Below are 24,474 nucleotides of genomic sequence, written 5' to 3'. Positions count from 1 at the left end.
GGGAACCTCCCCCGTGGGGAGGTGATCGCGAAGCGATCGGCGGGGGGGAGCGTCTGCGAAGCCGGCCTCTTCACCGGCAGCTGAAAACTTCCCCACACCGGCCTTCGGCCGCCTCCCCCAGAGGGGGAGGGTCTTTTATTTGGGCGCCTTCAGCCCCGTCTTCACGACCGCCTCGCGGTCCACCGCCAGCCAGCCGTCCACGACCTTCAGCTCGCCCAGCTGGATCACCGTGCGCTGGTTCCAGACTGGGTCGGTCTTGGCCTCGTCTTCCTTGCCCTGGCCGACGAAATAGTAGAGCAGCGCGCGGCCGTCGTTGATCACCACGTCGGGGTGGTGGCCCAGGTCGCGGTCGGTGGCCTGGCTGCCCGGCTTGTCGAGGATGAAGCCCGGCTGGCGCTCCCAGGTCACGGCGTCCTTGCTGCGCAGCACCGCCAGGCCCTTCCAGGCGTCGGCGATCATCCACCAGGCGCCTTCGAAGAAGAACACCTTGGGGCCCTCGCCGGCGAAGTCGGCGACGAAGTCGGGCTGGCGGGTCCAGGTCTTCAGGTCGGGGCTGTCGGCGAAGAAGATCCGGCTGTCCTTGCGCTCGTCCTTGAACCACATGCGGTAGCCGCCTTGCGGCGCCTTGATGACGCCGGCGTCGATCACCCGGTCGGAACCCAGGTTCAGGGTGTCGGCGCAGGACCAGGCCTTCAGGTCGGTCGAGGTCAGGTGGACGATCTTCGCGCCCGCTTCGGGCAGGTTCCAGCGATGGAAGACGCCCGGCACCACGGTCAGGAACATGTGGTGGACGCCGTTCTCGGTGAAGATCTCCGGGGCCCACAGGGTCTCGCCGGTGCATGCGGCCGGAATGTTCGCCGTGCCGGCATAGGTCCAGGCCAGGCCGTCCCTGGAGGTAGCCACGCCGATGGCGGTGGCGTGCAGCCAGGCGACGTCCTTGGGGTCTTCCAGCTTCAGCGTCGCGCGGCGGTTGGTGTAAAACATCCGCCACAGCTTGTCGGACTTGTCCCAGGCGATGGCGACGTCGGCCGCGCCGTCGAAAATCGGGTCGCGGTAGAGGGGCTTCTTGGCCTCGGCGAGCGCGGCGGCGGGCGTCAGCAGCGCCAGGGTCAGGGCCAGTCCGGACAGAACGCGACGATGCATGATGCCTCCCATATTATGGAGGCGCATCTTACATAATGTGTTTCTTCATCTCTACCTCCCGTCATTCCCGCCACAAGGCGGGAATGACGGGAACTGGGAAGCGGGTCGCCTCAGGCCAGCCAGACCATCATCCGCGTCGGCACGGACGCCCCGCGCGAGACCGAGTCCTTGTCGGCGATCACGCCGGTGTAGAGGAAGCCAGCCTTGACCAGCACCTGGCCGGAGGCGGGGTTGTCGGCGAAGTGGCCGGCGACGACCAGCTTGCGGCGCCAGTCGTGCGCGGCCCAGGACAGCGCGCCCTGCAGGGCCTCGGTGGCCAGGCCCCGGCCCCAGTACGGCCGGCCGACCCAGTAGCCGACCTCGAGCCGGTCCTCTTCGTTGGGGAAGAAGCCCAGCACGCCGACGACGCCGGCGTCTTCCAGGTCGATGACGAAGGTGGCGTTGCGGCTCCAGTCCTGCGCGTGGACGCGGGCCACGAACTCTTCCGCGTCGGCCTGGCCGTAGGGCCAGGGCATGCGGGTGGTCATCTTGGAGATGGCGTAGTCGGCGCCCAGGCTGGCGATGCGCGGCGCGTCGGACATCTCCGGCGCCCGCAGGGCGAGCCGCCGCGTCTCGATGACAGGGCTTCTTTCGATCACGCACATGGCGCGTCTCCCTTTCCCGGCCCTTCTTCACGCGAGGCGCCGAATACTCCGACGCGCCTCAGATAGTGCGGGACCGTGACGCTCCAATTGCCTGGATGAGGCTTTTTCTGGAGCATGGACGAACAAAAGCGGGGAGTCCGGCGTCCGGACTCCCCGCTTCGTATTCGTCGCGTCCGGATCGTCTTCGTTTAGGAAGCACGATCCGAAGAGAGACTTCTGATCGTACTATTCGGCGGCCTGGGCCACCGGGGCCACGGTCACGTAGGTACGGTTGTGCTTCTTGGTCACGAAGCCCACGGCGCCTTCGACGAGGGCGAAGAGGGTGTGATCCTTGCCGATGCCGACGTTGGCGCCCGGGTAGAACTTGGTGCCGCGCTGACGGACGAGGATGTTGCCGGCGAGAACCTTCTCGCCGCCGAACTTCTTTACGCCAAGGCGCTTCGATTCCGAGTCGCGACCGTTGCTCGACGAGCCGCCAGATTTCTTGTGAGCCATGATGCTCTCCTAATCTTTGACCCGGTTTCCGACGCGCGGACCTGGGTCAGATCAATCCAAAAAGATCCTGGCGGATCTTAAGCTTCAGCTTCCGGAGCGGGGGCGGCGGCCTTCTTCGGCGCGGCCTTCTTCTTCGGAGCGGCGGCTTCAGCCTTGGCGGCCGGAGCTTCCGGGATGGTGAAGGGCACGGCGGCGTCGCCGAGACCGCGGGCGCGGGCGTCGAGGATGACCTTCGGGGTCAGGTCGATCGTGCCGTCCCACTTGCTTTCCTTGCCGGCGCCGGCGACCGACGTCACGCGCAGGACCGTTTCGGTCTGGCGGTGACCGCGGGTGCGGCGGTAGCCCTGACGGCGGATCTTCTTGAAGATCTTCACCTTCTCGCCCTTGCGGGTTTCGATCAGGGTGGCGTTGACGACGGCGCCGTCAACGGTGGGGGCGCCGACCGTCACGGCCTCGCCTTCGCCCAGCAGCAGAACTTCGCCAAAGGCGACTTCCGCGCCAGGTTGACCGTCGAGCTTCTCGACGACCAGCAGGTCGCCGGCTTGGACCCGGTACTGCTTGCCGCCGGTTTTGATGACCGCGTACATAGGTTAGCGCCTTAAATAACGTGCTGTTCGCAAAATACGGAACGCCCGCTAGGAAACCCGGCGGGCGAGAGGGGCGCACTTATAGCGTCGAAAGGCTGTGAGTCAACGGCCAAGGAGCCCTCTCTGGGCCTTGACGGGATTCAATGTGCGGCCTGTGGCCGGAGCGCTCACGACTCCCCTGGCTCGTTATTTTGTAACAGGCTATAGCGCGAGCGTGACGTCCGCCTTCTTCGCCTCGATCGCGGCCACCGGCTTCATGGTGGCCTTCCTGCACGCGGCCCTGCCAACCCATTGGCTGCCGTTCGTGCTGGTCGGCCGCGCGCAGAAATGGTCGGCGGGACGCACCTTGGGCGTGACCCTGCTGGCGGGCCTGGGGCACGTGGCCCTGACCATCCTGCTGGGCCTCGTGCTGGTGGTGGCGGGCCTGGCGCTGGAGCCGCGCCTTGGCCACCTGTTCCACTGGATCGTCGGCGGGCTGATGGTGGCGGTCGGCCTCTTCTATATCGTGCGGGGGCGCCACAGCCACGCCATGCCCGAGGCCGGCCGGCGGACCTACGCCTCCGACCGGGCGGCGATCACCGCCCTGGTGGTGCTGCTGACCCTGTCGCCGTGCGAGGCCTTCCTTCCTTATTACCTGGCCGGGATGAAGCACGGCTGGGGCGCGTTCCTGCTGCTCAGCCTGGTGCTGCTGACGGCGACGGCGGCGGGCATGCTGCTGTTCACTGGCCTTTCCCTGGCCGGCGTGCGCCGCCTGAACCTCGACTGGCTGGAGCGCTACGAGGAAACCATCCTGGGAGCCGCCCTGGTGCTGGTCGGCCTGGCGGTGGCCTTCCTGAAGACGTAAGGCGGGCGTCTTTCTAAACTCCCGTCATTCCCGCCCTTGTGGCGGGAATGACGGGAGGTGGGGGCGGTCGTTTCATCCCCCGCTTTCGCTTCGTCGCTCGCGGCCCTAAATACCCGCCATGACCCAGACCGCTCCCGCTCCCGGCAAGATCCCCGTCACCGTGCTGACCGGCTATCTCGGCGCCGGCAAGACCACGCTGCTCAACCGCATCCTGACCGAGGAGCACGGCAAGCGCTACGCCGTGATCGTCAACGAGTTCGGCGAGGTCGGCATCGACAACGACCTGGTGGTCGGCGCCGACGAGGAAGTGTTCGAGATGAACAACGGCTGCGTCTGCTGCACGGTGCGCGGCGACCTGATCCGGGTGCTCTCGGGTCTGATGAAGCGCAAGGGCGGCTTCGACGCCATCGTCGTCGAGACCACGGGCCTGGCCGATCCGGGTCCGGTGGCCCAGACCTTCTTCGTCGACGAGGACGTCAAGGCCCGCACCTATCTGGACTCGGTGACCGCCCTGGTGGACGCCAAGCACATCATGCTGCGCCTCTCCGACAGCAAGGAAGCCGTCGAGCAGATCGCCTTCGCCGACCAGATCGTGCTCAACAAGACCGACCTCGTGGGCGAGGACGACTTGCGCCACGTCGAGGCCCGGATCCGCAAGATCAACCCACTGGCCCCGATCCACCGCGCCCAGCGCTCGGACGTCCCGCTGACCGCGATCATCGGCAAGCACAGCTTCGACCTGGAGCGGATCACCGAGCTGGAGCCGGACTTCCTCAACCCGGCCCACGGCGAGCCGGGCCACGTCCACGACGAGCACTGCGGCCACGACCACCATCATCACGACCATGACCACGTGCACGACGAGCACTGCGGTCATGATCACGGCCATCACCACCATGGCCACGACCACAAGAGCGATATCCACGACGACGGGGTGAAGGGGATCTCGCTGACCCTCGACCGTCCGGTCGACGGCCAGAAGATCACCGCCTGGCTCAACGAGCTGCTGGCCGCCAAGGGTGTCGACATCCTGCGCGCCAAGGGCATCATCGACGTGAAGGGCGAGGAGCGCCGCCTGGTGTTCCAGGCCGTGCACATGATCCTGGAAGGCGACTTCCAGCGCCCGTGGACCGACAAGGACAACCGCTACAGCCGCATGGTCTTCATCGGCCGCGACCTCGACGAGGCCGAGCTGAAGAAGGGCTTCGAGGCCTGCGCGGCTTAGGCTGGCGCGGAGCGACCGAGGAGGAACCTCCCCCTGTTGGGGAGGATCAAGAGAAAAGGCCCTCTCCGCTGGAGAGGGCCTTTGTCGTTTCTACTGACCCGGAGCCGGCCTCTGGATGGTCGGTTCGAGGTTCTTGATGATCTCGCGGGCGTCGTAGGCGCGCGGATCGCCCGAGGGCTTGGCGCCCTTGTGCAGGACGATCTCGGTGCTGGCCTCGAACTTCTCGATCGTCCGCACCTCGGCGCGGTTGGCGAAGAAGGGGTCGCCCCAGAACGGGTCCCAGGCGCGCCAGCCGCCGTAGCGGGGGCCGTAGTAGCGCCAGGACGGACGCCAGTAGCCGTATGGATAGCCGTAGCCGAAGCCCGGCCGCATGAACGGATCCTCGTCGATTACCGTGCGGGCCGTGCGGTCGGTGCGGCGGTCGGCGGTCTCAAACCAGTCGTAGCCCTGCTCGACCGTCACCTCGGCGGCGCGGTACAGCAGATAGCGCTCGACGGTCTCGCGGCTGGTCAGGCTGTTGCCCGCGAAGCCGACCCGGTAGCGGTCGCCCTCGAGGCGCATTTCGGTGAAGCCGCCCGAGGCCTTCTGGCCGGGGATGGCCGGCTGGTACGGCGTGGCGGTGGCGCAGGCGCTGAGCGCGGCGGCGACCGCCGCGATCGCGAGCCATTTGGCCTTCTTATGGGACATGGCGCGCTCCTTTGCGACGACTCGTTACTCCCGTACCACAATGGATGGCGGAGCTTTACGGTTTCGCCAAGGCGAACACGTTGCCGCGATGTAAAAGAGATTGCTGGCCGACTCTAGCCCCGGGCCACGATCAGGCCGGCGGCGGTGATCAGCAGGATTCCGACCACGATCCCGAAACCCTTGCGGAAGCCGGGCTCGTTCATCCGCGAGGCCAGGGCCGCGCCGCCCAGGCCGTAGGCGCTCATGCTGATCAGGTCCATGCCGATGGTGGCGGCGGCGAACATCACCAGCTGCGGGACCAGCGGGCGCTGCACGTCGATGAACGGCGGCAGCACCGCGCCGAAGAACAGCAGGATCTTGGGGTTGGCGATCTGCACGGCGAAGCCGTCGCGGAAGGCCGAGCGGGTGGACGACATCTTCACCCCGGCCAGGGCCTGGCCCTCGGCGTTCGCGGGCTTCAGCGCGCCGCGGATCGACTTGACGCCCAGCCAGACCAGGTAGGCCGCCCCTGCCAGGGCCAGAACGTGGAAGGCGGCCGGGAAGGCGGCGATCAGCGCGCCCAGGCCCAGCGCCGCGAACACGAACCACACGAGGCTCGCGGTGTTCATCCCCACCACGCCCAGCAACGCCGCGCCCTTGCCCTTCTCCATGCCGGTGGCGATGGCGAACAGGTTGGCCGGTCCCGGCGTGATGGCCATCACGAACATGGCCGCCAGGAAGGCGCTGTAGCGGGCGGGATCGACGAGCAGGACCATGGGCGGGGCTATAGGCCTTCTTCCTGCCAAGACAAAGCTCGTCATCCCGGCCGTACGCCCGCGAAGGCGGGCGGGAGAGCCGGGACCCAGGGGCCGCCGCATCGTATCGGCCAACACCAAGGGCGAGCCTAGTCGTGGAGCCCGGTCCCCTGGGTCCCGGATAAGCCCTGCGGGCTTTCCGGGACGACGAGCCTTTCTGGTCGGCGGCTGCCTTGAAGGTCCTCTCTACAGCCCCACCGTCGCCGCCACCCAGACCGCGCGGCCAAGCGCGCCCAGCAGCAGGACGAAAGTCGCCAGGGCCTGGATGCCGAAGCCGGCGAAGCGCTTCTTGGCGTCGGCGCTGTAGCCGAGGGCGTAGACGATCCGCCCGACGATCCACACCGCGCCGACGGCGGCGGCGAAAAGGTCGTTCCAGTAGATCGCGAACAGCCACAGCGACGGCAGGAAGATCACCAGCCATTCCAGGGTGTTGGCTTGCACGCGGATGGCGCGCTCCAGGTCCGGGTGGCCGGTCATGGCCGGGGCGTCGATCTTGGTGCGCCGGCGGGCGCCGCCCACCCGCAGCGTCATCCAGACGTAGCAGAGCAGGGCGACCAAGGTGACGATGGCGACCAGGGCGTGGGTTTGCATGGGCTTGGTGGTCCTCCCCGAACCTTTGATGCGGCGCAAGGACGGCCGCGTCCGGCGAGCTTAAGCTTATTCACGCGCCAAGCTCAAAGCCGTGACGCCGATGGTCGGAACCGCCCGCCCGGCCCATGCGCTTCTAAGCTTCGTAGACCCTCGTCCGAACCCTTTCCGAAGAAAGGTCTCGCGAATGCTCGTCGACTCCACCGCCATCCGGGCGATCGACTACGAACCCGAACACGGCAAGCTGATCGTCACCTTCATCGACGGCGACGAGTACGTCTATGTCGGCGTGCCCGAGCGCGTGACGGCGGCCTTCACGCGGTCCCGCTCCAAGGGGCGGTTCTTCCAGCGGATGATCCGGGACCGCTATCCGTACAACCGGATCTGAGGCGCTCCTCCCTCGTTCGTCATCCCGGAAACGGCGGAGCCGCTATCGGGGATGACGGCGCAAAGGGGGCAGGAAGAAAGCCATCGCCGGTCTCCAGGCGATGGCTTCCAGCATTCAGCAGGCGAGGCGCTTACGCCTCCTCGTCCTCATTCTCGTCGTCGGCTTCGACCGCCACCGGCGCGGCGATCGCGGCCGGCTTGGCCTTCTTGGCGCGGCGCTGGGCGGGCGCCTCGTCCACCACGGTCACGGACGGCGCGACGTCGGCCAGGGGCGCGGTCAGGCCCGAGAGCGCGCCGCCGTTGAGGCCCACCTCGGCCATCAGCTGGTCGAGCAGCGGGGCTTGAGCGCGGTAGCGCAGGGCGCCGCTGACCACCTGGTCGGCCAGGTTGCCGCCGCCGCCATTGCCGCCCGCGTCGTTGGCCGGGGCGCCGCCCGTCGCGCCGTTCAGGCCGTCGACCTGGACGATGCGGATCGAGTCGATCGATTCCAGCGGCTTGACGGACTCGGCGATGATGCGGTCGAGGTTCTCGATCAGCTTGATGCGGATGGCCATGGCCACCTGGTCGGCCGACAGCAGGTTGGCGGCCTTGTTGAGGGCTTCCTGGCCCGAGGCGTCGACATTGTAGCGCACGCGGTCGGCCTCGGCGGCCATGCGGACGGCTTCGGCCGAGGCCTCGGCCTCGATGCGCGTCTTGTCGGCCGCGCCCTTGGCTTCCTCGCGAAGCGCCTCGGCCCGGTCGGCGGCGGCGGTCTTCTCGGCCTCGGCGGCCACCTTGACGGCGATGGCCTCGCGCTCGGCCTCCTTGGTGGCCTCGATCAGCTCGATGATCTTCTGGCGGTCGGCGGCTTCGCGTTCGCGGACGGTCTTGACCTGTTCCTCGGCGGCGACGGCGTGGGCCAGGGCCTTGTCGGCGTCGGCCTGGGCCTCGGACTGGGCGCGCGACTTCTCGGCCACGGCGATGGCGCGATCCTGCTCCGACAGCTCGATGGCCTTGGCCTTCTCGATGGTCTGGGTCTCGACGGCGCGTTCCTTGGCGATCTCGCGCTCGCCCAGTTCCTGCTCCATGGCGATGCGCTGCTGGGCCACCGCGCGGTCGGCGGTGATCTTGGCCTGCTCGATCTGCTGCTCGCTGGCGATCTTGGCCTGTTCGGCCTCCTGCGTCTTCTCGGCCTGCTGGCGGGCGACCTCGGCCGACTGCTCGGCGCGGCGGGTGGCCAGTTCACGCTCCTGCTCGAGCTTGGCGTATTCCTCGTCGCGGGTGATCTGCAGGGTCTGGCGCTGGGCCTCCAGGTTCTTGGTGCGAATCTGCACCTGGGTGTCCTGCTCGATGTCGTTGCGCAGCTTCTTGCGCAGCTCGATCTCCTCGGTCAGCCGCGTCAGGCCCTCGGCGTCGAAGGCGTTCGACGGGTTGAAGTACTCCATGGCGGTCTGGTCGAGGCCGGTCAGCGACACGGTCTCCAGCTCCAGGCCGTTCTTCAGCAGGTCTTCCGAAGACACCTGCTGCACCTTCTGGACGAAGTGGGTGCGCTGCTCGTGCAGCTCGGTCATGGTCAGCTCGGCGGCCACCGAGCGCAGGGCGTCGACGAACTTGCCCTCGACCAGTTCCTTCAGCTGCTCGGGATGCATGGTGCGCTGGCCCAGGGTCTGGGCGGCGCTGGCGATGGCCTCGGAGCTGGGCTGAACGCGAACATAGAACTCGGCCAGCACGTCGACGCGCATGCGGTCCTTGGTGATCAGGGCCTGCTCGTTGTTGCGCGAGACGGCCAGGCGCAGGGTGTTCATGTTGACCGGAATGGTCTCGTGGAACACCGGCAGGATCAGCGCGCCGCCGTTCATGACCACCTTCTCGCCGCCGAAGCCGGTGCGGACGAAGGAGGTCTCCTTGGAGGCGCGCTTGTAGAGACGGGCCAGGATCAGGCCGAGGATGAGAAGGCCAACGAGGCTTCCGCCGGCGATGGCGGCGATCTCGAGCAGGGCAGGCATGCGGATTTACCCCCGAAGTTTGGAAAAGCGGAAAAGAGAGAAGAGAAGAAAGGCGAAGGCGGGCGTCACAGCAGCGCCTCGCTCTCGTTGCGGATGGCCAGGAACCGGGCGCCGGCGTTGCGCACGATGATGACGCTGGTCCCCTGCTCGAAGACCTCGCCCTCGTCGTCGGGCTCGACCATCACGTAGTGGGTCTGGCCGTGGGCGTCGCGCACCCGGGCCTGGGCCGGCGAGCCGACCCTGGCCGCGCCGGTGACCACCACGGCCACGCGGCCGACCAGGGTCTCGCGCGAGACGGCGGTGGTCTCGTCGCCGGGCAGGATGCGGGCCAGCAGGCCGCCCAGCACGCGGGTGAAGGGCAGGGCGACGGCGGCGGCCAGCGGCCCGGCGATCCAGGCCGGGGCCGGGTGTCGGAACACGCCGGCGATCAGTTGCTGCAGGACGAGGCCCGTCACCCCGAAGGCGAACAGGAAGACCACGATCACCATCAGCAGCGGCAGGCGGCCGACGTTCAGCCAGCCCAGCAGCGAGGGATGGTCCAGGTCGTGACCGTCCAGCCCGTCGTGACCCAGGCCCGCGCCGAGGCCCGCAGCCTCGACCGCGCCGATCAGCAGCATCAGCAGCAGGGCGGCCAGGAAGATCGTGTTGCCGTCGGCCGAGAGGAAACCCCACATCGGCTCAGCCTCCGGACCGGCCGGCGCGGAGGGCGGCCAGGCGCTCCTCCACCCGGTGGCCGCGGGCCAGGCGTTCCAGTTCCGACAGCTTGGCCCCGCGCGCCAGGTCGGCGTCGGCGGGCGGCTGCGGGGCCTTGGCGCGGGCGGCCGACAGGTCGGTCAGGTCCTCGGCCATCTCGCGGCGGGTGGCCTGCAGGGCGGCCAGGTAGCCTTCCAGCTCGCCCTGGCGCTGGGCGGCGTCGGCGACGGCGGTCTCCAGAACCGGGATCTGGGCCTCGATGTCCAGCTGGTGCTCCAGCGCCGCGCGGATCAGGTCCTCGCGGTCCTGCGACAGGGCGAGATCGATCTGGGCCGAGAGGTCGTCGTGGCGGCTGGACTGCTCGGTCAGGCGCTTGGCGGCCAGGTGGCGGGCGGCGATGGCGCGGCCAAGCTCGGCGCGCACCTCGTCGACGGCCTGGTCGACCTCACGCAGGGCCTGCTGGCCCAGGGCGTCGGGCATCACCTCTTCCAGGGCGTCGATCAGGGCGTGGGCCCCGCCGCTGACGATGCGTCCCACACGGGCGCGCAGGGAATCTGCCATCGGGTCCTCGTCAGGCGGCCGACGGCCTGTCGGCCGCGGCGGTGATCAGGCGGGTCAGCTCGCCCAGGGCGGCGACGCGGCGGGAGACGATCGTCGGATCGTAGGCGGGGGCGCTGGGCGTGACGCCCCAGCGCAGCATCTGCTCGGTCAGGCGCGCGGCGCAGTCGACCAGCCGGGCCTCGTGGCGGGCCAGGGCCTGGGGATCGGCGCCGGCCAGTTCGGCCGGAGCGGCCAGCAGCACGGCCAGCATTTCCTCGACGGCGGTGGTCAGGGCCAGGGCGACGGTGGAGTGGCGGTCGGACGCCAGCTCGGCCGCACGCAGGGCCTTCAGGGCCGGGGCGGCGATGTCGTGGGCGGCCGCCAGGGCGGCGTCCCAGCCGGCGGGCGTCTCGGCGCGGCGGCGGGCCTGGCGGATCAGGCCGCGCACCTTGTCGCTGGCCGTGATCGCCCCCTCCAGCTCGAGACCGGCGAGGAAAAGGGCGTCCTCCTCGGACAACCTGACACTCAAGGGCGTATTCAGCGCGACCATGAGTGGCAATGTGGGGCGTTGTAATACGTTTGTAAACAGCTGCGCCTTTCAGCCGTAGATTACATCTTCGTCATCTGCTCGCCGAAAGGTTCGAGGGTCGCCGACGGCGCGAGGCCGTCGGCGAGCGATAGTCAGACGTTGTTGGCGACGACGCGGCTGGCCGAGGTTCCGGCCAGGTTGGCGATCGGCTTCTTGAAGACGTTGTCGGCGATGACGAAGTCGTCGCAGGTCGCTTCGATCTGGATGCTGTTGGTCAGCGTGGCGTTCGCCTGGAACAGCGTGTTGCCGCACACCACGATCCGCTTGGCCAGCGAGAACTGAAGCATGTTCGTCGTGCTCACCTCCCGGAAGCGATTGTTGGCGACGATCAGGCCATTGGCGTTGAAGGCGTTGATCACCGGCCCCCGGACGCCGACGAACCAGCTGGCGACGATGCTGATGTCGTTGATCGCGCCCGTGCCGGTGGCGGCGATTTCCATCGCCGGCTGCTGGGCGGCGAAGCCGCTGAAGTAGACGCCGTTGAAGTTGACGTTGTCGATCGCGCCGCCGTCGGCCTGGAGCGCGACCATGCGGGGGGCGCCGCTGCCGGCGACGGTGTTGTCGCCGTCGAACTGGCAGCCGGGGTTGAACCAGACATCGCCGACCTTGCCCGAGCCGGTGGTCTGGATCTCGACGCCCCGGTCGGGGTGGTAGAAGACCACGCCGTTGAAGCGCAGGCCGGCGACCCATTCTCCCGTGCTCGCGGCGATGCGCAGGGCTCGCGAGCCGGCCGCCAGCTGCATGCTGATCTGGCCGTCGTGGAAGGTGCAGTCGCCGCCGCCGCCGTCGATCAGGCAGCCGATGGCGTTCTGCCTGTGCTCGGCCCAGATCCCGAAGCGCTCGATGCTCCACATCCGCGCCTTGGCAAGGTGCAGACCGATCTCGAAATCCTGGATGAAGACGTCCTGCAGCACGTTGGGCTTGATGGGATCGCCGCCCGACAGGCGCAGGGCGGTGGCGCAGGCGCCAGCGTTCCAGACCATGCCGAGGCTCTCGATCCTGGCCTCGATATAGGCTCCCGCCGCGTTGGGCAGGGCCGTGGCCGTGAGGTTGACCATCGCCTGGCCCGCCTGGCCGCTCCAGGGATGGGCCGTGTCGGACGAGGCGATCAGCCGGGTGCCGTCGTTCATCACCCCGGCCCCGCGCAACGTCAGCGAGAAGGTCTGGGTCGGGCGCAGGAAGACAGGCGCGTGCAGCTTGTACTCGCGGCTCAGGAGCCGCAGTTCCATCGGACCGCCCAGGGCCGCCCCGCTGGCTTCCAGGCAGTTGTGGGCCTGCTGGATGAAATAGGCGTCGTTGGCGTTGCCGGCCTGGGCGCCCAGCATTTCGGGCGTCAGGCTGCGCAGGCCGACCACCTTGCCGGAGCCCTCCAGGATGAAGACCTGGCGTTCCTGCGGCAGGTCCACCTCACCGAGGAGATAGAGGGTCGCGCCGTTCCGGATGCGGAAGGTGCAGCCCGGTTCGACGAGCAGGGTCCTGCCCACGGGCATGACCGCGTCCCATTCGATCAGATACTGGCCGCCCTGCTGGGCGATCCAGCCGATCTCGGGACCGCCGAAGGCGGCCGTGATGCCGGGGGAGTCGTTGTTGGCGCCGTTGGCCATGATGTTCCAGGCGCCGGCGCTGTCGGTATAGGCGCCGATGAGGGGCTTGAGGCTCACTTGTTCTTCTTTTGTTCTAGTCGCCGGACTGCCCGGCGGGTTCGAAGCCAAGGTGGCGGCGGACTGCGACACTATCGGACGTTGTGCGCTCGTCTTTCGATCCCGACGCGGCATCCGGGCCGCACGGCGCTTGAGTCGCGGTCTCGTTCGCCCTGGATCAAGTTCCTTGGTCCCACGGTGGGCGAAAGCCGCGCACGGCGGGGCAAATCCTGGGCGTCTCGAACATTTTGAGTGAAATTACAGATGCCGTCCCGGACGCCGGGAACTGGGCGGGGCGATGGTTTTACGCAAGAGGCGTCGCTCTGGGGATAACCGCCGAGGGCGGGAGTGCGACGGCTTCGAACGAGGACCGTCATGTCGAACCAAGGAATGCTGCTCGCGGGCTGTTCCGCCGCCGTTCTGCTCGCCCTGGCCGGCGCCGCCCACGCGGCCGACCCGGATCCGTCTGCCGCCGCGCCGGACGCCGTCGACGAGATCGTGGTCCGCGCCCGCGACAAGGCTGGCCTGATCGAGAAAGAGCCCAACAACACCGTCTTCGGCCTGGACAAGCCGCTGATCGAGACGCCGCGCTCGGCCAGCTTCGTCTCCGACCTGACGCTGCAGCGCTACGGCATCGAGACGATCGACGGCCTCACCGCCGTGTCGCCGGGGACCTACACCGCCAGCTTCTACGGCGTGCCCGGGGCGCTCAACATTCGCGGCACCCTGGCCGAGAACTACTTCCGCGGCTTCAAGCGCATCGAGAACCGGGGCACCTACGCCACCCCGATCGGCGCGGCCGACCAGATCCAGATCGTGCGCGGTCCGCCGACCCCGATCTACGGCTCGGGCAAGGTCGGCGGTATGCTGAACTTCATCCCGAAATCCGGGAAAGGCGAGGGCGGCTACCTGTCGGAAGCCGCTGGCGAGGTCACGGCCACCTACGGCAGCTACAACCGCAAGAACGCCACGGCCCAGGTCGGCCTGCCGGTGAACCTCGGCGAGGTCGTCGGCGGCGTCCACGTCTACGGCGAGGTCGAGGACAGCCATAGCTACTATCGTGGCGTCTATCCGCGCCGCCAGACCCTGCAGGTCTCGTCCGACTTCGACCTGGGCAATGGCTGGAGCACCGCCGTCGGCGGCATGCTGTACCGCTCCAAGGGCGACGTGCAGACGCCGGGCTGGAACCGCCTGACCCAGGACCTGATCGACAACGGGACCTACGTCACGGGCCGCGACACAAGCCTGGTCGACGCCGACGGCAACGGCCGCCTGACGCCCGGCGAGATCGGCTTCTATCCGTACGCCAGCGCCATGTACCTGGCCTATTACGGCTTCCCCGACAGCGACGCCAAGCACACGCTCGACACGGGCGTGGGCACGACCAAGCTGTCGCCGCGCACGGTCTACATCGCCTCGGCCGACTTCTCGAAAACCGAGACCAACACCCTCTATTTCGACGTCGCCAAGGAGCTGTCGCCCGACAGCGCGCTGAAGCTCCAATTGTTCTACGACGCGTTGGAGAACAAGCGCTTCGTCTCCTACGGCTACCCGGCCTGGTTCGACAGCGACGTCTGGGAAGCCCGCCTGACCTGGAACTTCGCCAATGAGGTCTTCGACGGGCTGGTGAAGGCCAAGTCGTTCGTCGGCGCCTCCTACCGCAGCTTCGACGGCCGCCGGCGCGAGAGCTACAACAGCGGCCTGATCGCGCTGGATCGCCGCGACATCGCCTTCGGCGCAACCGCCACCGACATGATCGGCAGCCCCTTCAACCCCGGCGACGGCGTCGAGTGGGAGAACGACAACCGCTCGGAATGGACGCAGGCCGGCCTGTTCTTCACCACCGACATCATGGTCGGCGACAAGCTGAACCTGATGCTGGGCGGCCGCTACGACGACTACGACGTCACCTCGCACGACACCGGCTTTCTTTCCTACACCGTGGCCGGCGAGCAGAAGGCCTCGAAGGGCAAGGGAACCTATACGGCCAGCGCCACCTACAAGGCGCCGCTGGGCCTGATGCCCTACATCACCTACGCCAAGGCTTCGGCGCTGGAGATGAGCCAGGCCGGCGACATCGCTCCTGGCCTGGTGGCCGACGCCGGCGACGCCTGGCTGTCGGGCGGCGACCTGGCCGAGGCCGGGGTCAAGTTCCAGTGGCTGCAGGGCACGCTGGTCGGCTCGCTGGCCGGCTACCGTCAGAACCGAACCCAGCTGACCGGCATCACCCAGACCCCGACCGGCACCCGCGCCAAGGGCGTCGAGCTTGAGGTCCGCTGGCTGGCCAGCGAGCACTTCAGCTTCACCTTCTCGGGCAACACCCAGCACACGACCGTGAAGGGTCCCGACACCTCGTTCCAGTACGTGCCGGTGCACACCGTGGGCGTGACGGGCGCCAATGGCTTCGGCGGTTCGTACGTGGTGTGGAGCTTCGCCAGCATCCGGCCGGGCGACTACGACTACACCCTGATCCCCAAGTCGGTGCTCAGCCTCTACGGCGCCTACACCTCCGACGCCTATGCCTGGGGCAAGGTCGCCGCGACGCTGGGCGTCACCCGCGTGACCAAGACCTCGGGCACGGTTCCCGGCGCGGTGGTCTATCCGGACTACGCGGTGGCCAGCGGCTCGGTCGCCTACGAGTACGGGCCGTACACCGCCACGCTCAACGTCGATAACCTCTTCGACAGGCTCTACTTCACGCCGGTTGGCGACACCTACGCCAACCTGGCGGCCCTGCCGTCCAAGGGCCGCGAGTGGCGCGTGACCCTGGCCCGGAAGTTCTAGTTCCCCACGCGGCGCGCTCGCTGCAACGGGCGCGTCGCTTCTTCGCCCCTCACCGGGAGCGTGACGGCCGAAAGTGTTCGCGGGTTCGGCGCTCGTCACGCGACCAAGCATAGAAGAGCTTCGCCATGCCGACCTCTCCCTGGCGTCCCTGGCTGATCCTGTCGGTCTTCGCCCTGCTGCTGTTCCTGATCACCGCCTCGACCTTCTCGTCGCTGGGGGTGGTGCTGCCGGCGATGATCAGGGAGCAGGGATGGGGCTTTGGCCCGGCCTTCCTGGGCTTCACCCTGCTGGGCGCCTTCTGCGGCGGCTCGTCGTGGCTGCCGGCCCTGCTGATCCGCAGGCTGGGGGTGCGGTTTACCATCGTCGCCGGCTCGGCGGTGATGGTGGCGGGCTTCTCGTGCCTGGCCGCGACGCCGGGCCTGACGGTCTATCTGGTCGGCACGGCGCTGTTGGGCGTCGGCTACCAGATGATGGCCCTGATCCCCGGCACCCACGTGCTGGGCATGCTGTTCAAGAAGCGGGCCCTGCCGTTCGGGATCTACTTCACCATCGGCTCGCTGGGCGGGGTGGTCGGGCCGTGGATGGCGCTGTCGGGCATGGAGATCGCCGGCGGCGCCTGGCGGCCCTACTGGTGGATGCAGGCGGCCGCTTCGCTGGTCGTGGGCCTGGTCTGCACCGCTCTGGTGGGCAGCAAGGCCTGGCTGGCCGCCGCCGCCGCCGAGACCGACAAGGCCGTGGCGCAGGAGATCGAAAGCGCCCCTGCCGCCGCCAAGGTCTATCGCACCGCCGTCGACTGGACGGTGAAGGAAGCCGTTCGCACCCCGCAGTTCTGGGTGATCCTGGCCGCCTATTTCGCCCACCTGCTGGGCGGGGTCACCGCCGTCAGCCTGGCGCCCAGCCACTTCGGCGAGCTGGGCGTGCCGGCCACCGTGGCCATCGCCGCCATCAGCCTGGAGTCGCTGATGCAGGTGGCGGCCCGGGCCGGCGGCGGCCTGGTGGGCGACCGCATCGACCCGCGATGGCTGCTCGCGGGGGCGCAGGGCGTCATGGCCGTCGGCCTGCTGGCCCTGACCCATGCCACCACCTGGCCGGTGATGATGGTGTTCGCCGTCGGGGTGGGGATCGGCTTTGGCATGACCGTGCTGGCCGTCAGCATCCTGCTGCTCAACTATTACGGCCGGAAGAACAACCTCGAGCTCTTCTCGATGGTCTGCCTGGTCGGCGCCGTCTCGGCCCTGGGGCCGGTGATCGGCGGCCTGATGCGCGACCAGCTGGGCGGCTTCGCGCCGACCTTCCAGCTCTTCGCCGCGGTGATCGGCCTGATCTTCGTCGCCGCCCTGTTCATGCGCCCGCCGCGCAAGGCCTCCGAGGCCGAACCCGTCGGCGAACCCGTCCCCACCCTCCTGCAAGACGCCGCGTAAGGATGTCCGCCATGTTCCACAGCCCTTCCAAGCACAAGGACTTCGGGGTCTTCCTGCCGGTGGCCAACGGCGGCTGGATCATCTCCAAGACCACGCCCGTCCTCGACGGCCTCTACCAGACCAACAAGGCCGCCGCCGTGAAGGCCGACGAGGTCGGCATGGACTTCGTCATGTCGATGGGCAAGTTCCGCGGCTTCGGCGGGCATACCGACCACTGGGGCACGGCCCTGGAGTCGGTGACGATGATGGCCGGCATTGCCGAGGCGACCCGGAACGTCCGCATCTGGGCCACCATCCACCCGCTGCTGCAGAACCCGGCCGTGGCCGCCAAGATGATCGCCACGCTCGACCACATCAGCGGCGGCCGCGCGGGCCTCAACATCGTCGCCGGGGCCTATCGCGGCGAGTTTTCCCAGATGGGCGCCTGGGACGACGCCCTGACCCACGACGACCGCTACGTCCTGACCGAGGAATGGACGAAGATCGTCAAGCGGCTGTGGAGCGAGGACAGCGTCGATTTCGACGGCCGGTTCTTCACGATGAAGGACTGCCAGTCCAAGCCCAAGCCGCTGTCCAAGCCGCGCCCCGAACTGATCTGCGCGGGCATGAGCGACCGGGGCTTCCAGTTCTCGGTGCGCGAGGCCGACGTCTGCTTCATCGGCGGCCGCACGCCCGAAGAGCGCCGCGACGCCAGCCGCCGGGCCAAGCGCGTCGCCGCCGAACTCGGCAAGACCATCAAGACCTACGCCATGTGCACCATCGTCCACGCCGAGAGCGACGCCGGGGCCGAGGCCCTCGTTCAGCACTACAAGGGCGGGGCCGACATGGGCGCGATCCTGGCCATGCTGGAAAGCTGGGGCGTGCCGGCCGAGAAGCTGTCGACCGTCGCCGCCCAGCAGGGGGCGTTCATGACCCACACCGTGGTCGGCTCTCCCGCCACCTGCGCCGAGCAGGTGCAGGCCTTCGTCACCGACTGCGAACTGGACGGGCTGATGCTGATCTTCCCCGACTATGTGGAAGGCCTGGCGATGTTCGGCTCGGAGATCCTGCCGGGCCTGCGCTCGGTGTTCTCGTGAGCGGCGTCGCCGCCTGGATCGCGCCCGCGCGGACGGCCCTGGTCGTGATCGACATCCAGGTCGACTTCGCCTCGCCCGACGGCCTGCTGGGCCGGTACGGCGTCGACTTGGGGCTGGCCGAGCCGGCCGTGCAGGCCGCCGGCCGCCTCGTCGATGCGGCGCGCGACGTCGGCGCGCCGGTGGTGTTCGTAGGCCTGTTCACCTCGCCGAAAACCGATAGCCCGGCCTGGAACGAGCGCATGCGGCGGCGCGGCGGCGATCCCGACAGCGAGGCGGCCCTGTGCCGCGCGGGCCAGCCGGGCAGCGCCTTCCATGGTCCCCAGCCGGCGCAGGGCGAACTGGTGGTGGCCAAGACCCGCTACAGCGCTTTCGTCGGCACCGACTTCGACAGGCGGCTGAAGGCCATGGGCGTCGACACCCTGGTGCTCTGCGGCCTGACCACCGAGTGCTGCGTGGCGGCCACCGCCGCCGACGCCTTCGACCTCGACTACCACGTCTTCGTCGCCGCCGACGCCTGCGCGGCCTACGAGCCCGACCTGCACGAGGTGGCGCTGAAGACGATGGGGCTCAACACCGCGATCCTCACCGACAGCGTCGAGGTCGCCAAAGCCTGGAAGGAGGCCGCGTGATGGCCGACGGGTTCGCCAACCTCGCGGGCGTCGCCGCGCCCTATATGGTCACGCAGGCCGACCGCGCCGCCATCGCCGCGGCGATCAGCGAGAGCGAGCTCGTCGAGCTGGCCCTGACGCTGGGCAACATCCCCGCGCCCTCGGGCAAGGAGCTGGAGGCCGCAACTTACGTCTACGACTGGATGGCGCGCGAGGGCTTCTCGCCGCGCAAGGTGGGGGCCACGCCCGAGCGGCCCAACGTCATCGGCACGCACGGCGGGAGGGGGGTGGGTAAGAACCTGCTGTTCACCGCCCACCTCGACACCGAGGCGCCGACCTGGAACCCGGACCTGGACGCCTACAAGTACAGCCCCTCGACCCTGGCCAATCCCGAGTGGGAGACGTGCTGGCTGGAGGACGGCAAGCTCTACGGCTATCCGATCGCCAACGATCGCGGGCCGATGGCCTGCTTCCTGATCGCCGCCAAGGCGCTGAAGGCGGCCGGCTACGAACTGGCCGGCAAGATGTACCTGACCGCATGTCCCGGCGAGATCGGCCCCGAGCCGATCGAGGAGCATCGCGGCGTCGCCTACATGGGCAAGGACATCGGCGCCCACTACCTGTTCCACCACGGCGGCGTCGCCCCCGACTACGCCATCGCCGCCGAGGGCTGCGACTTCGGCCTGACCTGGGTGGGCTGCGGCTATGCGGTGTTCCGGATCGCGGTGTGGGGCGAGGGGGTGTTCACCCCGCTGCTCAGCCACCCGGCCAGCGCCGACCAGCACCCCAACCCGATCTACAAGCTGGGCAAGCTTACCGAGGCCATCCATGCCTGGAGCGGCCGGTGGGAGAAGGCCAGCCTCTACGAGAGCCCCGGCGGCACGGCCCAGCCGAAGTCGCAGCTGGCCTCGGTGCGCGGCGGCATCCCCTACGCCTTCGGGGCCGGCACCGAGCGGGTGAACCTCTATCTGGAGGTGGGGCTCAACCCTCGCCAGCGCGTGGCCGACATCCAGCACTCGCTGGAGGCCATGGTGCGCGAGACGGGCATCGCGGGGATCGAGATCGAGCCCGTGGTCGTGCGCCACGGCTTCGAGGCGGATGCGGCCGAGGTGGCCCCGCTGGTCGGCGCGGTCGACGTCGCCACCCAGCTGTCGCTGGGCCATCCTGTGGCCAGGGCCGCGCCGGTCTATTCCAGCATGTGGCGCGACCACAACGTCTTCAACATGCACCGCATCCCGGCCATCACCACCGGCTTTTCCCGCTGGCGGCCGACGCCGAAGGACCTGGTGGACAGCGCCCTGGTCTACGCCCTGACCGCCCTGGCCGTCTGCGGCCGGGCCGAGACGGCGGACGCCGGGAACCGCGCCCCGCCGGTCTACGGCGACAACCCGTTCGGGGGCGAATGATGGGCGCGGCCCTGGCTTCCGAGGTTCCCGACACGACCCTCTTCCGCAAGGCCATGGGCGGCTTCGCGGCGGGGGTGACGGTGGTGACGACGGCGCTGGACGGCCGGCTCAGCGGCACGACCGTCAGCGCTTTCTCGTCGCTGTCGATGGACCCGCCGCTGGTGCTGGCCTGCCTCAAGCGCGGCAGCCGCACCCTTTCGGCCGTGCGCGAGGCGGGCGTGTTCTGCGTCAACATCCTGGCGGCCGACCAGGGCGAGCTGGCCTACGCCTTCGCCAAGTCGGGCTGCGACGAGCGCTTCGCCCTGGCCGCGCTGGAGCCTGGCGCCAGCGCGGCCCCGGTGCTGGCCGGTTGCGTCGCGGCGGTCGAGTGCGAGCTCCACGCCGCCCACGACGGCGGCGACCACGAGATCCTGGTCGGCCGGGTGGTTTCCGTCCGCATCGACGAGTCCAAGCCGCCGCTCGTCTACGTGCGCGGCCAGTTCCTTAAATCCTGAGAGAGCGTTCGATGGCTTACGATGTGTTGGAAGTGAAGCCGATGACCCGCCGGATCGGCGCCGAGGTGTTCGGCGTCGACCTGGGCCAGCCGTTGTCGAACCGGCAGTTCGAGGAGCTGCACCAGGCCCTGACCCAGCATCAGGTGTTGTTCTTCCGCGACCAGCAGATGACCCACGACGCCCACAAGGCCCTGGGCCGCAAGTTCGGGCCGCTGGCCATCCATTCGGGCGTGCCGGGACTGGCCGATCATCCCGAGGTGGTGGCCATCCACGCCGACGAGAACTCCAAGTTCGTGGCCGGCGAGAGCTGGCACTCGGACCTCACCTGCGATCCCGAGCCGCCGCTGGGCAGCATACTGCACATGCCGATCGTGCCCGACGACGGCGGCGACACCGTCTTCGCCAGCATGTACGCGGCCTACGACACTCTGTCGGAGCGGATGAAGGCCTATCTGGAGGGCCTGACCGCGGTCCACGACGCCAACCCGATCTACAAGGCGCTCTTCCCCGACCTCGACCGACAATACAACCGCACCGCCCACCCGGTGGTGCGCACCCACCCCGTGAGCGGGCGGAAGAGCCTGTTCGTCAATCCGTCCTACACCACCCACATCGTCGGCCTGCCCAAGGCCGAGAGCGCGGCGATCCTCGGCTACCTCTACCACCACGCCGGCAACCCGGATTTTCAGGTGCGCTTTCGCTGGCGGCCCAATTCGGTGGCCTTCTGGGACAACCGATGCACCTGGCACCAGGCGATCTGGGACTATTTCCCGGACGTGCGTTCGGGGTTCCGGGTGACGATCGCGGGGGATCGGCCGGTCTGAGTGAAAGATGCTCCCCCTCTGGGGGAGCTGTCGCGAAGCGACTGAGGGGGAAGTCGGTCAGGCCTCATCGCAAGCTGAAAACGTCCCCCCTCCGGCCCTCCGGGCCACCTCCCCCAGAGGGGGAGGATCTAAAGCCCCTGCTTGACCTGGCCGATCGTCTGGCCGTTGATGCACGCCTCGGTTTCAGGGGCGTTCGATGACGAAAAAAGGCGGCGCGGGCTTTGTCCTGGGCGTGTGCGGCGGGATCATCTTCGGCGCGCTGATCGACAACATGGCCATCGGCCTGATCCTCGGCTTCGCCGTAGGGTTCGGCCTGATCAAGCTGGGCGGCAAGAAGGCTTCCGAATAAGGCCTATTTCCTCCGGAAGTCCGCCGTCCGCTTGCCCATGAAGGCGGCGATGGCCTCCTTGTGGTCGCCGCTGGCGATCAGGGCCGGCAGCTCTTCCTCCACATAGGCCTTGCCGTCGATCACCCGCTTGGTCGCCTCGACAGCCAGGGGGGCGCGGGACGAGACGGCCTCGGCCAGGCGCATGGCCTCGCGCAGCAGCGTGCCGGGCGTGTGGACCGCCGTGACGATCCCGTCGAACAGCGCGCGGGCGGCGTCGAACTGGGCGCCGGTCAGAAGGTGGGCCTTGGCCCGTGCGGCGCCGATCAGCCGGGGCAGGCGCGTTGCCGAGGCCACCAGGCCGATGTTCACCCCCGAGGCGGCGAAGGTCGCCCGGTCGCTGGCCAAGCGGATGTCGCAGGCCAGGGCCAGCTCCAGCCCGCCGCCGAAGCACCAGCCGTCTATGGCGGCGATGGTCGGCACGCGCAGGGCCTCGACCCAGTCCATCAGCCGGTTGAAGTCCTCGACCGCCGCCAGCGCCCCGTCGCCGCGCACGGCGGCCTCGCGCAGATCGTCGCCCGCGCAGAACACGCCGCCCCGGCCGGTCAGCACCACCGCGCGCACGTCGTCGTCGGTGGCGATCTCGTCCAGCGCCTTGACCAGTTGGGCGCGCAGCGGAAGGCCCAGGGCGTTAGCCGGCGGGGCGTCCAGCTCAAGCAGGATGATGGAGCCCGTGGGGCGCGAAACGTGAAGCAGCGGCGGGATCGTCGGCGTCATGTCCGCAACCTCGCCCGACACGCCGCGAATGGGAAGCGCGCAACCTCGGGGACGGCGGGTCGTTTCATTCGCAACCATGCTGCGACGCACAAGGATTCTGCTTGCCAGATCCGAAGCCTTGTCTCAGCCTCAGCCGTACCCGTCCGCCGAGCGTGGCCGGGGAACACGATAAGAACGACGGTCCGGCGGCGCGTCCTTGCCTCGCGCCGAACCGTACCGCGGAGCGCAGACAGCCATTTCGGCGTTCATGTTGCAGCGCCGAAGAGCCGGGGTCCGCAGCCGGGCCCACAGCCGGGGAGTGACATGACGACCGCGACCCTCGAGACCACCGCGTCGCCCGTGAAGGACCTCTACGAGATCGGCGAGATCCCGCCGCCTTTCCACGTGCCCAAGTCGATGTACGCCTGGACGATCCGCAAGGAGCGGCACGGCGCGCCGGCCAGCGCCATGCAGGTCGAGGTGGTGCCCACCTGGGAGATCGGCGAGGACGAGGTGCTAATCCTCGTGATGGCCGCCGGCGTCAACTACAACGGCATCTGGGCCGCTTTGGGCGAGCCGATCAGCCCGCTGGACGGTCACAAGCATCCCTTCCACGTCGCCGGCTCCGACGCTTCCGGCATCGTCTGGGCGGTGGGCCCCAAGGTGAAGCGCTGGAAGCTGGGCGACGAGGTGGTCATCCACTGCAATCAGGACGACGGCGACGACGAGGAGTGTAACGGCGGCGACCCGATGTACTCGTCCAGCCAGCGCATCTGGGGCTACGAGACGCCGGACGGCAGCTTCGCCCAGTTCTGCCGCGTGCAGTCGCGCCAGCTGATGCCGCGCCCTCGCCACCTCACCTGGGAGGAGGCGGCCTGCTACACCCTGACCCTCGCCACCGCCTACCGCATGCTGTTCGGCCACAAGCCGCATGAGCTGAAGCCAGGCCAGAACGTGCTGGTCTGGGGCGCGTCCGGGGGTCTCGGCGTCTTCGCCGTGCAGCTGGCGGCCGTGGCCGGGGCCAACGCCATCGGCGTGGTCAGCGACGACGACAAGCGCGAGTTCGTGCTGTCGATGGGCGCCAAGGCGGTGCTGAACCGCAAGGAGTTCGACTGCTGGGGCCAGCTGCCCAAGGTCAACGGCCCCGAGTTCGCCGACTACATGAAGGAGAGCCGCAAGTTCGGCAAAGCCATCTGGCAGATCACCGGCAACCGCGACGTCGACCTGGTGTTCGAGCACCCGGGGGAGTCGACCTTCCCGGTCTCGGTCTTCGTCGTGAAGCGCGGCGGCATGGTCGCCATCTGCGCCGGCACCAGCGGCTTCAACCTGACCATGGACGCCCGCTTCCTGTGGATGCGCCAGAAGCGCGTGCAGGGCAGCCACTTCGCCAACCTGATGCAGGCCAGCGCCGCCAACCAGCTGGTGATCGACCGCCGCGTCGATCCCTGCCTGTCGGAGGTGTTCCCCTGGGACCAGATCCCCGCCGCCCACGAGAAGATGCTGGCCAACCAGCACCTGCCCGGCAACATGGGCGTGCTGGTCTGCGCCCAGCGCCCAGGCCTGCGCACTTTCGAGGAAGTGCAGGAGCTGAGCGGGGCGGGGTAGGGAGCCGGATAAAAAACTCGGCGCCCGCATCCAAGACTTCGCCGCCGGAACCGCGTTTCCTCACCTTCAGTTTTCCAGCGGAAGGAGCGCCCGCATGACCGACATCACCTACACCATCGTCGAGCACGACGGCGGCTGGGCTTACAAGCTCGGCGACGTGTTCTCGGAAACCTATCCCAGCCACGACGCCGCCCTGGCGGCGGCCAAGCGCGCGGCCGGCGAGCAGAAGGTGGCGGGCGATACGGTCGGCATCACCTACGAGGACGATCGCGGCCAATGGCGCGAGGAACTGTCCGACGGCCACGACCGGCCGACGACGCACGTGAAGGGCTAG

26 protein-coding genes and 1 pseudogene are annotated in these 24,474 nt (G+C 68.6%); 14 read left to right on the top strand and 13 right to left on the bottom strand.

Translation table 11 applies throughout. The features are described from left to right. Positions 1-135 precede the first annotated feature (135 nt). The 4 genes from C1707_RS03735 to rplU all read right to left on the bottom strand — a co-directional run bounded on the left by C1707_RS03735 (position 136) and on the right by rplU (position 2,869). The gene (locus tag C1707_RS03735) at positions 136-1,143 is read right to left on the bottom strand and encodes a glycoside hydrolase family protein (RefSeq protein ID WP_205686823.1); all 1,008 of its coding nucleotides are present in this window, start codon (positions 1,141-1,143) and stop codon (positions 136-138) included. Between the two features lie 110 nt (positions 1,144-1,253). Continuing rightward, complete coding sequence (locus C1707_RS03730; RefSeq protein ID WP_101712766.1) at positions 1,254-1,787, bottom strand: GNAT family N-acetyltransferase; 534 nt, start codon at positions 1,785-1,787, stop codon at positions 1,254-1,256. A 225-nt stretch (positions 1,788-2,012) separates the two neighbouring features. Next, positions 2,013-2,282, bottom strand: coding sequence for a 50S ribosomal protein L27 (rpmA, locus tag C1707_RS03725; protein WP_058347748.1), 270 nt, complete (start codon positions 2,280-2,282; stop codon positions 2,013-2,015). Between the two features lie 77 nt (positions 2,283-2,359). Continuing rightward, a complete protein-coding gene (gene rplU, locus C1707_RS03720) occupies positions 2,360-2,869 on the bottom strand; it encodes a 50S ribosomal protein L21 (protein ID WP_101712765.1) in 510 nt (169 codons plus the stop codon). Between the two features lie 214 nt (positions 2,870-3,083). Between rplU and C1707_RS03715 the strand changes: the two genes are divergently transcribed. Together C1707_RS03715 and C1707_RS03710 are read left to right on the top strand one after the other, a co-directional pair. Then, positions 3,084-3,713 (top strand): hypothetical protein, encoded by a 630-nt coding sequence (locus C1707_RS03715; RefSeq protein WP_101712764.1) that lies wholly within the window; start codon positions 3,084-3,086, stop codon positions 3,711-3,713. A gap of 118 nt (positions 3,714-3,831) precedes the next feature. Next, positions 3,832-4,938 carry a CobW family GTP-binding protein gene (locus C1707_RS03710; protein WP_101712763.1) on the top strand — a complete coding sequence of 369 codons (1,107 nt, stop codon included), beginning with the start codon at positions 3,832-3,834 and terminating at the stop codon, positions 4,936-4,938. Positions 4,939-5,028: 90 nt separating this feature from the next. Here C1707_RS03710 and C1707_RS03705 read toward each other — a convergent pair whose 3' ends face one another. Both C1707_RS03705 and C1707_RS03700 read right to left on the bottom strand, forming a co-directional pair. Further along, the gene (locus C1707_RS03705; protein WP_101712762.1) at positions 5,029-5,625 is read right to left on the bottom strand and encodes a CC0125/CC1285 family lipoprotein; all 597 of its coding nucleotides are present in this window, start codon (positions 5,623-5,625) and stop codon (positions 5,029-5,031) included. A 113-nt stretch (positions 5,626-5,738) separates the two neighbouring features. Then, positions 5,739-6,380 (bottom strand): LysE family translocator, encoded by a 642-nt coding sequence (locus C1707_RS03700; RefSeq protein WP_101712761.1) that lies wholly within the window; start codon positions 6,378-6,380, stop codon positions 5,739-5,741. Positions 6,381-6,454: 74 nt separating this feature from the next. Here C1707_RS03700 and C1707_RS27110 point away from each other — a divergent pair. After that, positions 6,455-6,544 (top strand): annotated as a pseudogene (locus tag C1707_RS27110) (hypothetical protein); the annotation flags it as partial. 61 nt (positions 6,545-6,605) lie between these two features. Here C1707_RS27110 and C1707_RS03695 read toward each other — a convergent pair. Further along, complete coding sequence (locus C1707_RS03695; protein WP_101712760.1) at positions 6,606-7,010, bottom strand: MAPEG family protein; 405 nt, start codon at positions 7,008-7,010, stop codon at positions 6,606-6,608. 184 nt (positions 7,011-7,194) lie between these two features. Between C1707_RS03695 and C1707_RS03690 the strand changes: the two genes are divergently transcribed. Beyond that, on the top strand, positions 7,195-7,395 hold the full coding sequence (locus C1707_RS03690; protein ID WP_058347756.1) for a KTSC domain-containing protein: 201 nt from the start codon (positions 7,195-7,197) through the stop codon (positions 7,393-7,395). 130 nt (positions 7,396-7,525) lie between these two features. Here C1707_RS03690 and C1707_RS03685 read toward each other — a convergent pair whose 3' ends face one another. From C1707_RS03685 to C1707_RS03665, 5 genes are all read right to left on the bottom strand, one after another. Then, entirely contained in the window at positions 7,526-9,379 is a 1,854-nt protein-coding gene (locus C1707_RS03685) for a flotillin family protein (protein ID WP_101712759.1), read from the bottom strand. A 65-nt stretch (positions 9,380-9,444) separates the two neighbouring features. Continuing rightward, positions 9,445-10,053, bottom strand: a complete 609-nt coding sequence (locus C1707_RS03680; RefSeq protein ID WP_101712758.1) for a YqiJ family protein — start codon at positions 10,051-10,053, stop codon at positions 9,445-9,447. Positions 10,054-10,057: 4 nt separating this feature from the next. After that, on the bottom strand, positions 10,058-10,633 hold the full coding sequence (locus C1707_RS03675) for a PspA/IM30 family protein (protein WP_101712757.1): 576 nt from the start codon (positions 10,631-10,633) through the stop codon (positions 10,058-10,060). Positions 10,634-10,643: 10 nt separating this feature from the next. Next, positions 10,644-11,129, bottom strand: coding sequence for a hypothetical protein (locus tag C1707_RS03670; protein WP_240633859.1), 486 nt, complete (start codon positions 11,127-11,129; stop codon positions 10,644-10,646). A 164-nt stretch (positions 11,130-11,293) separates the two neighbouring features. Then, complete coding sequence (locus C1707_RS03665; RefSeq protein ID WP_101712755.1) at positions 11,294-12,862, bottom strand: hypothetical protein; 1,569 nt, start codon at positions 12,860-12,862, stop codon at positions 11,294-11,296. 354 nt (positions 12,863-13,216) lie between these two features. On the opposite strand from C1707_RS03665, the gene C1707_RS03660 reads away from it, so the two are divergent. From C1707_RS03660 to C1707_RS25995, 8 genes are all read left to right on the top strand, one after another. Beyond that, a complete protein-coding gene (locus tag C1707_RS03660) occupies positions 13,217-15,625 on the top strand; it encodes a TonB-dependent siderophore receptor (RefSeq protein ID WP_101712754.1) in 2,409 nt (802 codons plus the stop codon). A 125-nt stretch (positions 15,626-15,750) separates the two neighbouring features. Beyond that, positions 15,751-17,046 (top strand): MFS transporter, encoded by a 1,296-nt coding sequence (locus tag C1707_RS03655; RefSeq protein ID WP_101712753.1) that lies wholly within the window; start codon positions 15,751-15,753, stop codon positions 17,044-17,046. Positions 17,047-17,057: 11 nt separating this feature from the next. Further along, positions 17,058-18,122, top strand: coding sequence for an LLM class flavin-dependent oxidoreductase (locus C1707_RS03650; RefSeq protein ID WP_101712825.1), 1,065 nt, complete (start codon positions 17,058-17,060; stop codon positions 18,120-18,122). Continuing rightward, positions 18,119-18,751 carry a cysteine hydrolase family protein gene (locus C1707_RS03645; protein ID WP_101712752.1) on the top strand — a complete coding sequence of 211 codons (633 nt, stop codon included), beginning with the start codon at positions 18,119-18,121 and terminating at the stop codon, positions 18,749-18,751. The genes C1707_RS03650 and C1707_RS03645 overlap by 4 nt, the downstream gene beginning before the upstream one ends. Then, entirely contained in the window at positions 18,751-20,136 is a 1,386-nt protein-coding gene (locus tag C1707_RS03640) for a zinc-binding metallopeptidase family protein (RefSeq protein WP_101712751.1), read from the top strand. The genes C1707_RS03645 and C1707_RS03640 overlap by 1 nt, the downstream gene beginning before the upstream one ends. Then, the gene (locus tag C1707_RS03635; protein WP_101712750.1) at positions 20,136-20,630 is read left to right on the top strand and encodes a flavin reductase family protein; all 495 of its coding nucleotides are present in this window, start codon (positions 20,136-20,138) and stop codon (positions 20,628-20,630) included. Before C1707_RS03640 ends, C1707_RS03635 begins: the two co-directional genes overlap by 1 nt. Before the next feature lie 11 nt (positions 20,631-20,641). Beyond that, entirely contained in the window at positions 20,642-21,454 is an 813-nt protein-coding gene (locus C1707_RS03630) for a TauD/TfdA dioxygenase family protein (RefSeq protein ID WP_101712749.1), read from the top strand. A gap of 196 nt (positions 21,455-21,650) precedes the next feature. Then, entirely contained in the window at positions 21,651-21,803 is a 153-nt protein-coding gene (locus C1707_RS25995; protein ID WP_164467272.1) for a hypothetical protein, read from the top strand. Between the two features lie 3 nt (positions 21,804-21,806). On the opposite strand, the gene C1707_RS03625 is transcribed toward C1707_RS25995, so the two are convergent. Further along, positions 21,807-22,556, bottom strand: coding sequence for an enoyl-CoA hydratase/isomerase family protein (locus C1707_RS03625; RefSeq protein ID WP_240633858.1), 750 nt, complete (start codon positions 22,554-22,556; stop codon positions 21,807-21,809). A 303-nt stretch (positions 22,557-22,859) separates the two neighbouring features. Here C1707_RS03625 and ccrA point away from each other — a divergent pair, with 303 nt between their 5' ends. Together ccrA and C1707_RS03615 are read left to right on the top strand one after the other, a co-directional pair. After that, complete coding sequence (gene ccrA, locus C1707_RS03620) at positions 22,860-24,140, top strand: crotonyl-CoA carboxylase/reductase (RefSeq protein WP_101712748.1); 1,281 nt, start codon at positions 22,860-22,862, stop codon at positions 24,138-24,140. 94 nt (positions 24,141-24,234) lie between these two features. After that, positions 24,235-24,474, top strand: coding sequence for a DUF2188 domain-containing protein (locus C1707_RS03615; protein WP_101712747.1), 240 nt, complete (start codon positions 24,235-24,237; stop codon positions 24,472-24,474).

Source organism: Caulobacter flavus (genome assembly GCF_003722335.1).
Lineage (GTDB): Bacteria > Pseudomonadota > Alphaproteobacteria > Caulobacterales > Caulobacteraceae > Caulobacter > Caulobacter flavus.
The sequence above is the reverse complement of the archived record's forward strand: the minus strand, read 5'-3'. Positions and strand labels throughout refer to the sequence as shown.

Coding starts and splice junctions, on each gene's coding strand:
- C1707_RS03735 (WP_205686823.1), bottom strand. CDS start 1,143: ATGCATCGTCGCGTTCTGTCCGGACTGGCCCTGACCCTGGCGCTGCTG.
- C1707_RS03730 (WP_101712766.1), bottom strand. CDS start 1,787: ATGTGCGTGATCGAAAGAAGCCCTGTCATCGAGACGCGGCGGCTCGCC.
- rpmA (WP_058347748.1), bottom strand. CDS start 2,282: ATGGCTCACAAGAAATCTGGCGGCTCGTCGAGCAACGGTCGCGACTCG.
- rplU (WP_101712765.1), bottom strand. CDS start 2,869: ATGTACGCGGTCATCAAAACCGGCGGCAAGCAGTACCGGGTCCAAGCC.
- C1707_RS03710 (WP_101712763.1), top strand. CDS start 3,832: ATGACCCAGACCGCTCCCGCTCCCGGCAAGATCCCCGTCACCGTGCTG.
- C1707_RS03705 (WP_101712762.1), bottom strand. CDS start 5,625: ATGTCCCATAAGAAGGCCAAATGGCTCGCGATCGCGGCGGTCGCCGCC.
- C1707_RS03700 (WP_101712761.1), bottom strand. CDS start 6,380: ATGGTCCTGCTCGTCGATCCCGCCCGCTACAGCGCCTTCCTGGCGGCC.
- C1707_RS03695 (WP_101712760.1), bottom strand. CDS start 7,010: ATGCAAACCCACGCCCTGGTCGCCATCGTCACCTTGGTCGCCCTGCTC.
- C1707_RS03690 (WP_058347756.1), top strand. CDS start 7,195: ATGCTCGTCGACTCCACCGCCATCCGGGCGATCGACTACGAACCCGAA.
- C1707_RS03685 (WP_101712759.1), bottom strand. CDS start 9,379: ATGCCTGCCCTGCTCGAGATCGCCGCCATCGCCGGCGGAAGCCTCGTT.
- C1707_RS03680 (WP_101712758.1), bottom strand. CDS start 10,053: ATGTGGGGTTTCCTCTCGGCCGACGGCAACACGATCTTCCTGGCCGCC.
- C1707_RS03675 (WP_101712757.1), bottom strand. CDS start 10,633: ATGGCAGATTCCCTGCGCGCCCGTGTGGGACGCATCGTCAGCGGCGGG.
- C1707_RS03660 (WP_101712754.1), top strand. CDS start 13,217: ATGTCGAACCAAGGAATGCTGCTCGCGGGCTGTTCCGCCGCCGTTCTG.
- C1707_RS03655 (WP_101712753.1), top strand. CDS start 15,751: ATGCCGACCTCTCCCTGGCGTCCCTGGCTGATCCTGTCGGTCTTCGCC.
- C1707_RS03650 (WP_101712825.1), top strand. CDS start 17,058: ATGTTCCACAGCCCTTCCAAGCACAAGGACTTCGGGGTCTTCCTGCCG.
- C1707_RS03640 (WP_101712751.1), top strand. CDS start 18,751: ATGGCCGACGGGTTCGCCAACCTCGCGGGCGTCGCCGCGCCCTATATG.
- C1707_RS03635 (WP_101712750.1), top strand. CDS start 20,136: ATGGGCGCGGCCCTGGCTTCCGAGGTTCCCGACACGACCCTCTTCCGC.
- C1707_RS03630 (WP_101712749.1), top strand. CDS start 20,642: ATGGCTTACGATGTGTTGGAAGTGAAGCCGATGACCCGCCGGATCGGC.
- C1707_RS25995 (WP_164467272.1), top strand. CDS start 21,651: ATGACGAAAAAAGGCGGCGCGGGCTTTGTCCTGGGCGTGTGCGGCGGG.
- C1707_RS03625 (WP_240633858.1), bottom strand. CDS start 22,556: ATGACGCCGACGATCCCGCCGCTGCTTCACGTTTCGCGCCCCACGGGC.
- ccrA (WP_101712748.1), top strand. CDS start 22,860: ATGACGACCGCGACCCTCGAGACCACCGCGTCGCCCGTGAAGGACCTC.
- C1707_RS03615 (WP_101712747.1), top strand. CDS start 24,235: ATGACCGACATCACCTACACCATCGTCGAGCACGACGGCGGCTGGGCT.